A 13,246-nucleotide genomic window follows, 5' to 3' on the forward strand; every position below is an offset into this window, starting at 1 on the left:
AAAATGTTTTTAACATAGAGATTGGTTTTTTTGTAAGTCCTGAAGTACTTTCTAGCTATCTACAGTCTTACATGAATACTCCGCTTGATATTCAAGGATATCTCCAGGCTGACACTTTAGATAAGAACAGATTGCTTCTAATGTCGCAAAACGTATCGCCTTAGCCTTACCATTTTTTAAAATAGACAAATTCGCTTCAGTAATCCCTATTGCCTCTGCCAACTCCTTAAGCCTGCATTTGCGTTTTGCCATCATCACATCCAAATTAACAATAATCGACACGAGAATATTCCTTAAATTGTTAATTGTGTTTCTGATTTCAGTTGATTTGCTTCTTGAACAATCCAGGAAGCAACCAAGATAATAAACGCCGTAATTAAAGTAGATAAGTTTGCTGAATTCAAGGTAATACTGGCTATACGCTCGCCTTTAGGATTATTAAAAGTAAGCGCGGCGGTCATTAAAGGTTGATAAAATAACTGCACCAGCTCACCCAAAATCATATAAATACTTACCTGTTTAATTAATTTGATGTTTTCTTCTTCAAATAAATACCCATTTTCAAAAAGCCTGAATAGTTTGGCTAATTTATGGCAGATCAAAATAGTAATGGTCATGGGCATCCATTCAATCGCCAACAAGATACCTCGATGCAGCCAAGAAAATTGAGAAGGATTATGGATTTGTTCGGTAGAAATCAAAGAAGACCAAGCTCCGATAGAACACATCCAATCGAGTTTAAATAAAATCAAAAGGGTTGTTGTTAATGGAATAAGCCAACAAAGGCCACGAAATAGTAAATAAAGTATATGGCTTGTATTTTTTATTTTTTGCATGATAAATACCCTTTAGTGAGAATTCGCCAAGATTACACCGATAATTATTGTTTTGCAATAAATTTATATTAATAAATAGCTATTATTTGTTGATAATTAGATCGTAGAAATTAATAAACCAAACGCAATCAAACACCATAACATCAAGTTGATATATTTTTATTGTGACTGAGCCTAAATTGAAAAGTATCGATGCAGGGCTGGGTATCTTGGCAAAGATCAGTTAATATGGGGCATTAAATAACAACTCCGTGTTCCCTGATGACTGAGCAAGAAAAAAAAACCCATTTTGGTTACTCTACTGTTGGCTGGGATGAGAAAGAAAAGAAAGTAGCTGAAGTTTTTCATTCTGTGGCAAAAAATTATGATTTGATGAATGATTTAATGTCTTTGGGCATCCATCACCTCTGGAAGCGCTACACGGTAGCTCATAGCCAAGTACGTGCCGGACAATTTGTCTTAGATTTAGCCGGCGGCAGTGGCGACTTAACACGTTTACTCTGTAAAAAAGTCGGCGATACAGGCCGAGTTGTTCTCGCTGATATTAATTCAGCCATGCTTAATGTAGGACGTGATCGTTTATTAGATGAAGGCTTATATAAAAATATTGATTACGTACAAGGTAACGCTCAATGCCTTCCTTTTGCTGATAATAGTTTTCATTGTATTACTATGGGGTTTGGCTTAAGAAATGTAACCGACAAAGAAGAGGCACTTCGTTCGATGTATCGTGTGTGCAAACCCGGCGGAAAAGTGATGATTCTTGAATTTTCAACCCCCACATTCCCTGGCTTAAAACCTATTTATGACTGGTATTCGTTTAATATTTTACCTAAAATAGGGGGGCTTATTGCGCAAGACAAAGCCAGTTACCAATACCTTGCTGAATCCATTCGCATGCATCCCAATCAAACTAAACTAAAAGAAATGATTGAGCGAGCGGGATTTGAAGACTGTCACTATGATAATCTCAGTGGTGGTATCGTTGCCTTGCACATTGCCTATAAATATTGAGTGCATTATGTTAAAAAAATACTCCTTAAAGGCCCTTCAAATTGCCATTAACAAAGCTGCCAAACTGGATGAACTGATGCCAGCCAGGCTGAAAGCGCTTGATAATAAAACCATTGAAATAATTATAAGCCCATTGAACGTTAATTTTTTCATTCATTTTAAAGATGGAGAAATTATCTTACTGGATTGCTACGACAGAGAAGCAGATACGGTAATTCACAGTAACCCTTTAGGCTTAATCCGCTTAAGTTTATTACCAGCATCCAAGGCCCGCTCTTTGTTTAATGATAAAATTCGCATGACCGGGGATACTGAATTAGGACAACAAGTAAAAAAACTGTTTGACGAAATGGATATTGATTGGGAGGGGCATCTGGCCCATTTTACTGGTGATGTAGTTGCCCATCAAATTGGTTCTTTTGTACGCAAAGGAATGGCATTCAAAAAGAAATTGAATGAATCCTTGCAGCAAAATGTATCGGAATATCTGCAAGAAGAATTACGAGTCATGCCGACAAAATACGAATTAGAAGATTTTTTTGTTGCGGTCGACGAGTTATCTTTGAGCGTTGAACGTTTGCAAGCTCATGTTAATCAACTAATAAGCCGCTATGAAACCAATTAAAAAGCTCATTCGTCTTATTCATATTAATTATATTCTTGCCAAAAACGGGCTAGACAATGTAGTCGTGTCATTGAGATTATTTGCCCCGTTACGCTTCATTGTCTATTTAAATCCATGGAATTGGTTTCGTAAGGAGCCGATATCGCATGGCGAGGCACTTCGTAAGTCATTGGAAGAATTAGGGCCTATTTTTATTAAATTCGGTCAAGCACTTTCTACTCGCCCTGATATTCTGCCTATGGATATAGCGATTGAACTCAGCAAATTACAAGATAAAGTCCCGCCATTCCCTAGCGAGAAGGCAATGGCTATTATTGAAAAAGCCTATGGCTTGTCTCCATATGAAGTTTTTGCTGAATTTGATTCCATTCCCTTGGCATCGGCCTCTATGGCGCAAGTGCATGCTGCGACTTTGAAAACGGGCGAAGAAGTGATTGTCAAAGTGCTTAGACCCAACATGCGCCGCATCATTGAGCAAGACTTGAGCATTATGCATACTATTGCAAAATGGGCTGATCGCTATTGGCCGGAGATTAGACGTTTAAAACCAAAAGAAATTGTAACAGAATTTGAACATACCTTACTTGATGAGCTCGATCTATTAAGAGAAGCAGCTAACGCGGCTCAATTAAGACGTAATTTTGAGCATTCTCCTATCTTGTATATTCCAGAGATATATTGGGATTACTCACGCTCCAATGTGATGGTGCTCGAACGAATTCATGGCATCCCGGTGTCCGATCTCAAAAGCCTGCAAGCACATGGGGTTGATATAAAGAAACTGGCTGAGCGCGGGGTAGAAATTTTCTTTACCCAAGTATTTCGTGATTGTTTTTTTCATGCAGACATGCATCCAGGAAATATTTTTGTTTCTTATAATAATCCCAAGGACCCACAATATATCTGCATTGACTTTGGCATTATGGGTACTTTAAATGATAATGACAAACGTTATTTAGCAGAAAATCTCTTGGCCTTTTTTAATCGGGATTACCGGCGGGTAGCCGAGCTGCATGTTGAATCCGGTTGGGTTGCACGTAATACCCGCGTTGATGAATTTGAAAGTGCTATTCGTACTGTATGTGAGCCTATTTTTGAAAGACCTTTAAAAGACATCTCCTTTGCACAAGTGGTATTGCGCCTTTTTCAAGTTGCTCGCCGTTTTCATATGGAGGTACAACCACAACTGATTTTATTGCAAAAAACTCTGCTTGCTGTAGAAGGCTTAGGACGCCAACTCTATCCAGACCTGGACTTATGGGCTACTGCCAAACCTTTTCTTGAAAAATGGGTCAAAGATCAAATAGGCCCTAAAGCTTTTTTCACCCAATTAAAACGAAATCTGCCTTTTCTTGCGGAACAATTGCCGCATATGCCAAAACTGCTCTTTGATTTTCTAGAGCTTAAAAAAGAAGAATTAATAATAAATAAAGAACGTGCTAATGCTCAGCCTGAAAATGAAAAACCAGCAGTCCATTGGAACAGTATTGCAATCGGGGCGGGACTTTCTTTTCTTTTAGTCAGCCTGCTCGACTATTTGCATCTTATCCATCACAAACAGCTCACCCCTCTTGCCCTTACGGGAGCTATTTTGACGGGGCTATTTGTGCTTATTAACCATAACACGAGGAACTAAACATGGGACTAAGTGGAATCAGCCCTCTTTCTTTATTGTTAATTCTAGTCATTATTATTGCTCTTTTTGGTACTTCCAAATTAAAAACCATAGGCACAGATCTGGGCGAAGCGATTAGAAATTTCCGCAATGCCTTAAATGATAATCAAGCAAACGAGCCCTCCAAAGAGGATAACAAACCCTCATGAGCAGCGGTGAACTTCTGGTCATTTTTATTGTTGCCCTCATTGTATTTGGTCCCAAAAAACTCCCTATGCTGGCGGCTCATTTAGGATTATTGGTAAGAAAGTTTAACCAGCTTAAAACACAGGCCGCTATGCTCTGGCAACAACAACTTAATTCGCTGCAATTACAAGAAAATCAGCGCAAAGCAAAAGAAGCCGACGAGCATTATAAGAAAGAACCGTTGCCTTAAGCCTTATTGTTGAAGCCTAGCCCCCATTTCCTCTTGGGGCTCACCTTTTGCAGGCATTGTAAACCCATCGAAATCTGGAAGGTCTTTCATCGCTTCTTTGTTGGGTGCCAAAGGACCTCCTGTATATTCTTTGGGGCCATCTTTGCTTGTTTGATAGAGCTTCCCGTCACCATTTGAATAGGCAATCACTTTATTGGTTTCTGCATCGATCATAATAAAACTTTGCCCTGATTTTGCCTGCTTTTCAAAAAACGATGCCATGTCTTCTTCTGATTTAAAAGATAAAGTCAATCGACCGTTCTCATCTTTCTCGGGCGGATGATCTTTAAGCCATTTCGCCCCACAATGTTCTTTATAGGCCGCCAGGAGCGCTTCAGCCTGTTCGCTTTGAATACGAACGCTCTTCTTTTTGCTCTCCAGCTCTTCTTCATCTTCTGGTAAATTGTCCATTCGAGTTGTACTTTGCACGGTTTGTTGCGGGGGAACTAATGGAATATCTTCTTCCTCATCTTTTGATTGAGCCATAATACATATCCTCTAAAAATATAGTTATTTTGACCAAAAGCTCATATTGTTTAAGTATAATTCAACTTTTAAGCTTTGACTGTTTCCATACAAAAAAGGATCCAAATATTATGAAACCCTATACTTTAATGCAGTTAAAGCAAACGACTACTTCAGCAATCATCTACGAGAAATGGGTGCGTTGTTTTGGTGGAAACCCGGTAAGTTCTTCGTGATTACTTCCTATAAATTAGCCAAGCAGATTCTCACACGCGAGGATTCTACTTGCGACCGCACACCCTTTTTTATTTCACGCATGCCCGAGATGAATTTGTCGCTAATTACTGATTTTTTTAAAGTGGTCAACCAGATGATGGTGATGAGTGATCTCCCGAACATACCAATCGAAGACGAATTTGTTATCATCGATTTAGCAACAATTGTCTGGTGTGACGGGATGAAAGTTGCCTAACTGGATTGTAGGCATACATTTGATCTCATCAAATATATGTGTTAAAAGGCAAACAACTTAACTTATAGAAGCACGAAGATGTGGCAACGTTATATTAAAGAAGAAGATTTACCCCTCCATGTAAAAATAATGAGTTTTTTTCTTCAAGGCAAAGATAAAATCTATCGAACTCAGTTAGCAGAAGTTGTTCAAAATTATGAACAACACCGCTCTCGTTACGAGGAAACTGCGAAAAAAAATCTCCATGCTTGGAAAAAATCCTTCAACCGTGGCCATTCAGCTTGCAAAATTTTTGTGTCCTCAAATGATTCTTTAACCGAAGCACGTATTCAGACAAAAAAAACAGGTGAAATTCAAACCGTTGTTAATTTTGCAAATGCTTATGATGTAGGAGGTGTTTTTCAATACCGGAAAGGAAGCCAGGAAGAGGATATCGCTCGAAGAACAAATTGGTCTTTTACAATTAAAGAAGAAGATTTACAAGATTCCCGCCATTATTCGGCTCGCATGTCTTCTTTAATTAATGCCGAAAAAGGCAGGGTTTATTTTAACTTAACACCCCTTATATTGATTCGAGATAGTAATAGTACGCTTCTTGATCCCCAAAAAGATCAAGAAAAAATTTTTCCTTTTTATGAATTGCGTGTTGCTGCAGATGATTTACGCCGCAGAATTTTTGGAATTCCTATTCCTTTTTTTCCACGTCCGTTTAATGAGGAAAGTATGAGGAAAAAAATACATGCCCAGCTGGATACGCTTATTGAAAACAACCAACAAAATATCATATTAGGCGCCTTCGGCTGCGGTGCTTTTTGCAATCCCCCTGATAAAGTAGCAAGTTTATATCATGAAATCTTAAACCAGGAAAAATATAAATACTTTTTCAAAAATATTGTTTTTGCGATCAAAGGAAATGGTACTGATGCTAATTTTTCTGCGTTTCAAAAAGAATTAGGTAAATGGAATAATACCGCTGCTTCATATAATCCCATGATGCAACTCATGCCAGGTTCCCAAGGGACTCTAACAGGAGACATTAGCCAGCCTTTGCAGCATGATGTATTTAAACAACAAGGAAAATCAAATAGCGACGCCTTGAAACATCAGCCATCCACATTAACCTATTAATAAACGGTCATTATCTAAGAGTGCTATTCAAGAGATGGCCTTGCTAAGCCAACTCAGATTTTCCTTAGAACTTTGATTTACGATACCTTGGATGAACGTTCACATGTCCTGATTGGCGTCATCATAAAAATGGATTAAACAGAAAATAACCACCCGATGAAAGACCTGTGTCATCTCCGCGAAGGCGGAGATCCACTTTTAGTGTGCATAGTGCTGATAGTACTTCCTGTCTTCGAGAAATGGTAAAAAATCATTAATTTAATGGCAGCAAGCTATATCTTCGTATGGGCTATAAAAGCGATGCGATTTGCTTTCTTAGGTACAGTCCTGAAAAACTGAACTAAGTTTGTGCGGCTAATTTCTGCAATTGCTCGCCCGATAAGCGAAATTGCAACAAATCCGTACGTGGATGAGCCCCGATAAATTCGTAGAATTCAATGGCTTTTTTATTCCAGGTAAATGCATGCCCCTCCATGCGACAACATTCCTTCTCAAGTGCCAACTGTGCAAGGTTAGATAACAATGACGTACCCAGGCCATAATTACGATAAAGCTCATCAACAAAAAGCTCCTCAACATAAAGAACAGGTGCTCCTGCTGGGACGGAATAAGAAAAAAAATATAAAGCAAAACCCGCTGGATTTTTCTTATATTCAGCTAATAAAACATAAAAATATTTATTTCGGCCAAAAGCATGTGCTTCAATTTTGTCCAGGGTTAAATGAATCTCTTCCGGTTTCTTTTTTTCATATTCAGCGAGTTTCTTGACTAAGCCAAAAATTTCTTCTTTATCTTTTTTCTTAGCAATTCGAAAAGTAAATTCCATATTCGTACCCCTCACACCCCAAGATCCTAACCAAAACGATTTACTGGTTGATGACAATAAGGTGCTTTATGATGTTTGGCATAATAATCCTGATGGTATTCTTCTGCCGGCCAAAATATTTGTACTGGAAAAAGGCGAGTCACAATGTTATAGCCTCTTTTTTGCAACATTTGGATTAAAGTTTCTGCTTCAGCTAATTGCTCCTGATCATAATAAAATATGGCACTTTGGTACTGCTGGCCTATATCAGGGCCTTGTCCCGATTTCTGGGTAGGATCATGGATTTCAAAAAAACGCTTTAATACATGATGATAATCGGTCTTGGTTTTATCATAAATAACACGTACTGCCTCATAATGCCCAGTATTGCTCTGACAGACTTGGTCATAACTTGGTTCTAAAGTAACACCGCCTGTATAGCCTACTTCAACACGCAGCACACCGGGTATTTGTTTTAAAAAATGATCTACGCCCCAAAAACATCCGCCAGCCATTATCGCTTCTTCGGTATCCAATACCTGACTGTCTGCAACAAAATCAATTGAGGCGGAATTCACACAATGGCGTAAATTCTTTTGGGTAAAGTACTCTCCGGTAAAGACATGCCCCAAATGAGCATCGCAGCGCGCACAAAGGATTTCCATTCGTTGCCCATCACGGTCAGGGATCTGTTTTACTGCATGAACAATATTATCATCAAAACTTGGCCAGCCACACCCGGAACTGAATTGACTTGAGCCGCGAAATAAGGCTAAACCACAACGTTTGCATAAATAAGTGCCATTGGTCATGACAAAATTATATGCTCCGGTGTGAGGATACTCTGTGGCTTTATCACAGATTATCCTTTTGGCTAAAGGGGTTAAACTGGCTGTTTTATCAAGATAATCGTCCATACTGCTACCTTTGTTGCCCTTGGCAAATTTTATCCGCTAAATAACCTATAGCTCCTGCATAATATATTGAATTATTATAGTGCAAAATCATCTTATAGTTAGGGAAGGTTAAGAAGGTAGGGCCGCCTAATGGTTGAACAATACTGCCTTGCAGATTCTGATAAGGCAATGGCTCACCATTTTCTGTACGCACACCCAGCGCATTCCATTCACTCACAGGCTTCACGATGTTTTTGCCTTCCATAGCCATATCGAATTTACGAGGTAGCTTGACCTGGATAGCCCAAGGCTCACCTGTTTGCCACCCATTTTGCTTCATGTAATTTGCAATTGAAGCAAAGACATCCGGTTTGCTTCTCCAGATATCTTTTCGTCCATCACCATCATAATCAACAGCATATTTCACCCAGCTTGAAGGTAAAAATTGGGGCTGACCTGAGGCACCTGCCCACTCACCTTTGAAATCAGCTAAATCTACATGTCCCTCATCCAATATATGCAAAGCAATGAATAATTCTTTACGGAAAAACTCTTTACGATTGGAATCATACGCTAAGGTGGCTAAAGCTTTCACTACAGGGAAATTACCCATATAAGTACCGTAACTGGTTTCCATTCCCCAAAATGAAACGATAAAGCAGGGATTTACCCCATATTTTTTGGCCACAGCCTCCAAGACCTCTTGGTTCTTTTTAAATTCTTTACGCCCTATAGCAATTCTGTAATTATCAACGCGTGTGTTACGGTATTTAATGAACGTGAGTCGATGTTCTGGTTGGGAGCGTAAAAAACCCTTAATTTGATGGCTTGGCTCATGGATACCTGCAAACGCCTTATCAAAAACTTCTGGCGAAATTCCTTGTTGCAAAGCTTCCTCTCGAACACCAGCGACCCAATCATTCCAATTCTGTTGTGCGAAGGCAACATGATGTACCAGAACGTATGCGATTATCGCAAGTCCCCATTTTTTCATAGCCTTTCCCCCTGATTTTTTGTTACTTAATTGCCATCCCAATATTTAAGATAGACCATTTATCATATAAACAAGCAGCCTGGTCGAACAGCAAAAGACTGAAAACCCAAGTTGCCACTGTACCTCACCACCATTGACGCATGAATTATTGTCATTCCCGCAAAGGCAGAAATTTTTTCTTGCACGCGTTGAACTTGATTAGAAATAGGTTCCCGCCTTGGCGGGAATGCAAAAAATCTAAGTTGTAGCGGCTCCTCTGGCCTTTGTCCAGGCTACCAATGTAAAGAATTATACAGTGAGTATTAAAGCGCTTCCATAAATGCTGTCAAATCAGCCTTTTCTTCGTGCGTTAACTGTAATTGCAATACCAGGTTAAAAAATTCTACCGTATCTGCCAAAGTTAACAAACGACCATCATGTAAATAGGGTGGAGAATCTTTAATTCCTCTCAAAGGAAATGTTTTTATAGGTCCATCACCAACTGCTTTCATACCGTTAATCATTTGTGGCTGATAGAATCGCTCGGTCTGTAAATTATGCATGGTGTTGTCAGTATAGTAAGGAGGAGTATGACAACTAGAGCATTTTCCTTTGCCAAAAAATAATTCCTGTCCGCGTAGCTCTGCTGGACTTGCCTTGGCAGGATCTAGCGTTCCTTCCCAAGTCAATTTGGGAGCGGGAGGGAAATCCAAAATTTCTTGGAATTCAGCCATGAAATGAACTTGGCTACCACGTTCCAAAATATTGACGCCCTTTTTAGTTGCAATTACAGGATCCCCATCAAAATAAGCTGCTCTTTGTTCAAACTCAGTAAAGTCCTCGACTGATTTTAATGCACGCTGAGATCCAAATAACCTTTGGATATTTAAGCCTCGTAATGTTGGAGTATTGATGCGATGACGAAACTCTTGGGGTCTTATATCGCCAACCAAATGCGTTGCTTTATTAGTATGCCCGTTCGCATGACAATCAAAGCAAGCGACTCCCCGACTGGGTTTTACAGTACGTCGATCTTCAGTTTGGTTAAATTGTTGTTGCGGAAATGGGGTAACTAACAGGCGTAACCCTTCCAGCTGTTTTGGATTCAATAAACCATTGAACAATTCATAATAATTCTCGATGGTAACCAATTTACCTTGAGAAATGTCCCCGAGATCAGGCCGGGTAGTCAAATAAATAGGAGCAGGATAAGGAGGTAAAAAATGATCTGGAATATCAAAATCCAAATCAAAACGGGTCAAATCCCTGTCTTCTTGTTTTTTAATTTCATCAATAGCAAATTTAGGAAATAACATTCCACCTTCTGGATGATTGGGATGAGGTAACGGCAAGAAGCCCTGTGGAAAAAGGCCTTGTTTCTTAACATCCTCAGGACTCATTTTGGCCAATTGCTCCCAGGTCACCCCCGCAGGAAGTTTCACACGAACACCTTCTTGTATGGGTTTTCCATTGGACATTTTTGCCGTTTTAGAAGGGTTATTGCTTAAATCATAACGCTTCTTTAACAGTTCGTGTTGCCGCTCATTAATTGCCTGCTTTTCACTGCTCATGCGTTGCAAAATACTTTGAAACGTTTCGTGAATCACCACTGGCATATAACTTGAAGGCACTGAGGTAGTTGCAGGAGCAAGTTGTGGCTGAGGTGTATCAGCAAAAGCCAAAGAAACTATACTTGCCGTGAGGACTATTACTCCTAAAGATTTTTTTACCATACATAAATCCGTTTAGATGAAAAGATTTTTTTTCATCATAAAGTACTTATAAATTCAGCGCAATAGAGACTAAATTTTGGACATCTAACGTTTAGCCTGGGTGCTGCGAAACGAAACTCGAGCTACATTGCTACACATTATTGTTACCGTTCAAGGAGCATGCTTGAATCTCTGGGGGATTTGAGCGCAAGATGAGTCAAATACGGCCGAGTCGTTCAATGAATAGGGCGTGAACGCTTACATATTACTCACTACGCAAAGATACTACAGGTTCCAATTTTGCAGCACGCCGCGCAGGATAAAAACCAAAGAAAATCCCAGTGGCAGCTGATACCAAAAAGCCTGCGACAGGCGGCAAAAGATAGATTGAAAAATTCCAATCACTAAAATAAGCCAAAATACGGGTACAGATTAATCCTAAAATAACCCCAAGTACGCCTCCTACCAAAGAAAGCATGACTGATTCGACTAAAAATAAAGCTTGAATTTCACTATTTTTGGCTCCAACCGCTTTACGAATACCAATTTCCTTTCTCCGCTCACTTACAGAAACCAACATCACATTCATCACCCCAATTCCACCTACCAACAGCGAAATTCCTCCGATTACAGCCAGTAATAAAGTAAAAATCTGCCCCTGATTTTCCATGCTGGCAATAATTTGCTTTGCGCTACGTGTAAAAACACTTAATTTGGGAGCGATTGAACCAACAATTTGCTTTATTTCCTCAATTACCTCATCTATGGGACTATCGGGTTTCAACTCCAGAACCACATTATTTACCTTGGCTTCTTTGCTAATCAGACCAATACCAGCCAATGGAACAATCGCAGCCTGATTGATGTCTTCATTGAAAAACCCATTTTCCTTCCAGGGTTTAGCCACACCAATGATTGTGTACAAAGATTGGCCTATTCGTAATTGCTTTCCTATGGGATCATCAAAACTGATCTCTTTGATTTGCCGTGCTAAACCTGCACCTATGACGCAGTAGTGCTCATACGATTCAACAAAAGAAACAAAATGTCCCGCGGCTAATTTGATATGAACAATTTTTAGCAAATGTTCATTGGCCCCAATGACTGCTCCTTGCATTAATTTTCCTTGGAAACTTAAGGGTTGATATGCAGTGCTATAGGGTGCCATGTCGATAATATAAGGTATACGCTCAGACATCTGCTCCCATTGCGCAGCAGAGATTGATTCCATACTGCCGGAAGATTTATCTGTGGTTTTGGGATAAACGGCTATTGCTAATAAATCCGTACCTAAGGCCTTAAATTGAGCTAATGCTTTTTCTGTAGCCAACTGACCACAGCTAATTAAAGCAACAACCGCGGCAGTTCCCACTAAAATGCCCAAAACTGCCAAAAACGAACGTAACTTGGCGGCAGTCAAATTCACTAAAGCTTGCTGGCAATGTCCGGAAAAATTCATGCGCCAGTCTCCGCCATGACAACACCATCCACAAGAGTAATTTTTCGCTGACACAATGCAGCGATCTGTTCATCATGGGTAATCATAATGATGCTGCGCCCTTGCGCGTGTAAACTTAAAAATAAATTCATTACTTCATTACCGGTACGTGAATCAAGCGCACCTGTTGGTTCATCAGCCAAAATTACTTGTGGCTCGGTTACCAATGCACGAGCAATGGCAACACGTTGCTGTTGCCCCCCGGATAATTGGGTGGGCCGATGCTGTGCATATTGATGCATTCCTACTCGTTCAAGGGCAGCAAACACCCTTTCCTTAATTTCAGCAGCCCCTACACTGCGATAAATTAACGGCAAAGCCACATTTTGCATGGCACTAAATCTTGGTAATAAATTGAATTGCTGAAAAACAAAGCCAATATTTTGATTGCGTAATTCAGCTGCTTCATCATCTGTCAAAGCGGCAACATTACGATTTTTCAATAGATAAGTTCCTTTATCTGCTTTATCCAGGAGTCCCAGAATATTCATCAAAGTAGATTTACCTGAACCAGAAGCGCCGACAATCGCAAGTAAATCGCCCTCATAAACCGTCAGGGATACTTCTTTTAATATTGTGGTGCTAATTCCTTCGAGATGATAAGTCTTTACAATATCCGTAAGCATCATAAGCGGTTGCTGAGTCTTTTTCGCATGACTAAGGTTCGATGTCATTGTGGGGCTTAATAACCGCTCAAGAATATTTGAATCCTCTGACACATCATGAGATGAG

The 13,246-nt window shown here is 39.7% G+C and carries 16 protein-coding genes; 7 read left to right on the plus strand and 9 right to left on the minus strand.

Annotation, left to right across the window (positions count from 1 at the left end):
- Positions 1 to 51 precede the first annotated feature (51 nt).
- Together DGG96_RS09590 and DGG96_RS09595 are read right to left on the minus strand one after the other, a co-directional pair.
- Entirely contained in the window at positions 52 to 282 is a 231-nt protein-coding gene (locus tag DGG96_RS09590; protein ID WP_110142231.1) for a helix-turn-helix domain-containing protein, read from the minus strand.
- An 11-nt stretch (positions 283 to 293) separates the two neighbouring features.
- Positions 294 to 836, minus strand: coding sequence for a DUF2975 domain-containing protein (locus DGG96_RS09595; protein WP_110142232.1), 543 nt, complete (start codon positions 834 to 836; stop codon positions 294 to 296).
- Positions 837 to 1,097: 261 nt separating this feature from the next.
- Between DGG96_RS09595 and ubiE the strand changes: the two genes are divergently transcribed.
- From ubiE to DGG96_RS09620, 5 genes are read left to right on the plus strand one after another with little or no spacing between them, the layout of a single operon-like run.
- Positions 1,098 to 1,850 carry a bifunctional demethylmenaquinone methyltransferase/2-methoxy-6-polyprenyl-1,4-benzoquinol methylase UbiE gene (gene ubiE, locus DGG96_RS09600; protein ID WP_110142233.1) on the plus strand — a complete coding sequence of 251 codons (753 nt, stop codon included), beginning with the start codon at positions 1,098 to 1,100 and terminating at the stop codon, positions 1,848 to 1,850.
- Positions 1,851 to 1,857: 7 nt separating this feature from the next.
- Complete coding sequence (locus tag DGG96_RS09605; RefSeq protein WP_110142234.1) at positions 1,858 to 2,475, plus strand: ubiquinone biosynthesis accessory factor UbiJ; 618 nt, start codon at positions 1,858 to 1,860, stop codon at positions 2,473 to 2,475.
- Entirely contained in the window at positions 2,462 to 4,111 is a 1,650-nt protein-coding gene (ubiB, locus tag DGG96_RS09610) for a ubiquinone biosynthesis regulatory protein kinase UbiB (protein WP_110142235.1), read from the plus strand. Before DGG96_RS09605 ends, ubiB begins: the two co-directional genes overlap by 14 nt.
- Before the next feature lie 2 nt (positions 4,112 to 4,113).
- Positions 4,114 to 4,299 carry a twin-arginine translocase TatA/TatE family subunit gene (tatA, locus tag DGG96_RS09615; RefSeq protein ID WP_110142236.1) on the plus strand — a complete coding sequence of 62 codons (186 nt, stop codon included), beginning with the start codon at positions 4,114 to 4,116 and terminating at the stop codon, positions 4,297 to 4,299.
- Positions 4,296 to 4,526 carry a Sec-independent protein translocase subunit TatA/TatB gene (locus tag DGG96_RS09620; protein WP_110142237.1) on the plus strand — a complete coding sequence of 77 codons (231 nt, stop codon included), beginning with the start codon at positions 4,296 to 4,298 and terminating at the stop codon, positions 4,524 to 4,526. The genes tatA and DGG96_RS09620 overlap by 4 nt, the downstream gene beginning before the upstream one ends.
- Positions 4,527 to 4,529: 3 nt before the next feature.
- Here the strand turns inward: DGG96_RS09620 and DGG96_RS09625 are convergent, their stop codons facing one another.
- Complete coding sequence (locus DGG96_RS09625; RefSeq protein WP_199742189.1) at positions 4,530 to 5,051, minus strand: hypothetical protein; 522 nt, start codon at positions 5,049 to 5,051, stop codon at positions 4,530 to 4,532.
- A 172-nt stretch (positions 5,052 to 5,223) separates the two neighbouring features.
- Between DGG96_RS09625 and DGG96_RS09630 the strand changes: the two genes are divergently transcribed.
- Entirely contained in the window at positions 5,224 to 5,502 is a 279-nt protein-coding gene (locus tag DGG96_RS09630) for a hypothetical protein (RefSeq protein WP_240610444.1), read from the plus strand.
- 78 nt (positions 5,503 to 5,580) lie between these two features.
- Complete coding sequence (locus DGG96_RS09635) at positions 5,581 to 6,630, plus strand: poly(ADP-ribose) glycohydrolase domain-containing protein (protein ID WP_110142238.1); 1,050 nt, start codon at positions 5,581 to 5,583, stop codon at positions 6,628 to 6,630.
- A gap of 340 nt (positions 6,631 to 6,970) precedes the next feature.
- On the opposite strand, the gene DGG96_RS09640 is transcribed toward DGG96_RS09635, so the two are convergent.
- From DGG96_RS09640 to DGG96_RS09665, 6 genes are all read right to left on the minus strand, one after another.
- Positions 6,971 to 7,456 carry a GNAT family N-acetyltransferase gene (locus tag DGG96_RS09640; protein WP_110142239.1) on the minus strand — a complete coding sequence of 162 codons (486 nt, stop codon included), beginning with the start codon at positions 7,454 to 7,456 and terminating at the stop codon, positions 6,971 to 6,973.
- Between the two features lie 26 nt (positions 7,457 to 7,482).
- A complete protein-coding gene (locus tag DGG96_RS09645; RefSeq protein ID WP_110142240.1) occupies positions 7,483 to 8,352 on the minus strand; it encodes a bifunctional methionine sulfoxide reductase B/A protein in 870 nt (289 codons plus the stop codon).
- Positions 8,353 to 8,356: 4 nt separating this feature from the next.
- Positions 8,357 to 9,325, minus strand: a complete 969-nt coding sequence (locus tag DGG96_RS09650) for a lytic murein transglycosylase (RefSeq protein WP_110142241.1) — start codon at positions 9,323 to 9,325, stop codon at positions 8,357 to 8,359.
- A 302-nt stretch (positions 9,326 to 9,627) separates the two neighbouring features.
- Positions 9,628 to 11,037, minus strand: a complete 1,410-nt coding sequence (locus DGG96_RS09655) for a cytochrome B6 (protein WP_110142242.1) — start codon at positions 11,035 to 11,037, stop codon at positions 9,628 to 9,630.
- 244 nt (positions 11,038 to 11,281) lie between these two features.
- The gene (locus DGG96_RS09660; protein WP_110142243.1) at positions 11,282 to 12,475 is read right to left on the minus strand and encodes an ABC transporter permease; all 1,194 of its coding nucleotides are present in this window, start codon (positions 12,473 to 12,475) and stop codon (positions 11,282 to 11,284) included.
- The gene (locus DGG96_RS09665; protein WP_110142293.1) at positions 12,472 to 13,143 is read right to left on the minus strand and encodes an ABC transporter ATP-binding protein; all 672 of its coding nucleotides are present in this window, start codon (positions 13,141 to 13,143) and stop codon (positions 12,472 to 12,474) included. The genes DGG96_RS09660 and DGG96_RS09665 overlap by 4 nt, the downstream gene beginning before the upstream one ends.
- Positions 13,144 to 13,246: the final 103 nt, after the last annotated feature.

Source organism: Legionella qingyii (assembly GCF_003184185.1).

What these genes read in the sequence shown, in the direction of transcription:
- DGG96_RS09630 (WP_240610444.1), top strand. Translation starts at nt 5,224, where the DNA reads ATGGGTGCGTTGTTTTGGTGGAAACCCGGTAAGTTCTTCGTGATTACT.
- DGG96_RS09605 (WP_110142234.1), top strand. Translation starts at nt 1,858, where the DNA reads ATGTTAAAAAAATACTCCTTAAAGGCCCTTCAAATTGCCATTAACAAA.
- DGG96_RS09640 (WP_110142239.1), bottom strand. Translation starts at nt 7,456, where the DNA reads ATGGAATTTACTTTTCGAATTGCTAAGAAAAAAGATAAAGAAGAAATT.
- DGG96_RS09645 (WP_110142240.1), bottom strand. Translation starts at nt 8,352, where the DNA reads ATGGACGATTATCTTGATAAAACAGCCAGTTTAACCCCTTTAGCCAAA.
- ubiE (WP_110142233.1), top strand. Translation starts at nt 1,098, where the DNA reads ATGACTGAGCAAGAAAAAAAAACCCATTTTGGTTACTCTACTGTTGGC.
- ubiB (WP_110142235.1), top strand. Translation starts at nt 2,462, where the DNA reads ATGAAACCAATTAAAAAGCTCATTCGTCTTATTCATATTAATTATATT.
- DGG96_RS09660 (WP_110142243.1), bottom strand. Translation starts at nt 12,475, where the DNA reads ATGAATTTTTCCGGACATTGCCAGCAAGCTTTAGTGAATTTGACTGCC.
- DGG96_RS09665 (WP_110142293.1), bottom strand. Translation starts at nt 13,143, where the DNA reads ATGATGCTTACGGATATTGTAAAGACTTATCATCTCGAAGGAATTAGC.
- DGG96_RS09595 (WP_110142232.1), bottom strand. Translation starts at nt 836, where the DNA reads ATGCAAAAAATAAAAAATACAAGCCATATACTTTATTTACTATTTCGT.
- DGG96_RS09620 (WP_110142237.1), top strand. Translation starts at nt 4,296, where the DNA reads ATGAGCAGCGGTGAACTTCTGGTCATTTTTATTGTTGCCCTCATTGTA.
- tatA (WP_110142236.1), top strand. Translation starts at nt 4,114, where the DNA reads ATGGGACTAAGTGGAATCAGCCCTCTTTCTTTATTGTTAATTCTAGTC.
- DGG96_RS09635 (WP_110142238.1), top strand. Translation starts at nt 5,581, where the DNA reads ATGTGGCAACGTTATATTAAAGAAGAAGATTTACCCCTCCATGTAAAA.
- DGG96_RS09650 (WP_110142241.1), bottom strand. Translation starts at nt 9,325, where the DNA reads ATGAAAAAATGGGGACTTGCGATAATCGCATACGTTCTGGTACATCAT.
- DGG96_RS09655 (WP_110142242.1), bottom strand. Translation starts at nt 11,037, where the DNA reads ATGGTAAAAAAATCTTTAGGAGTAATAGTCCTCACGGCAAGTATAGTT.
- DGG96_RS09625 (WP_199742189.1), bottom strand. Translation starts at nt 5,051, where the DNA reads ATGGCTCAATCAAAAGATGAGGAAGAAGATATTCCATTAGTTCCCCCG.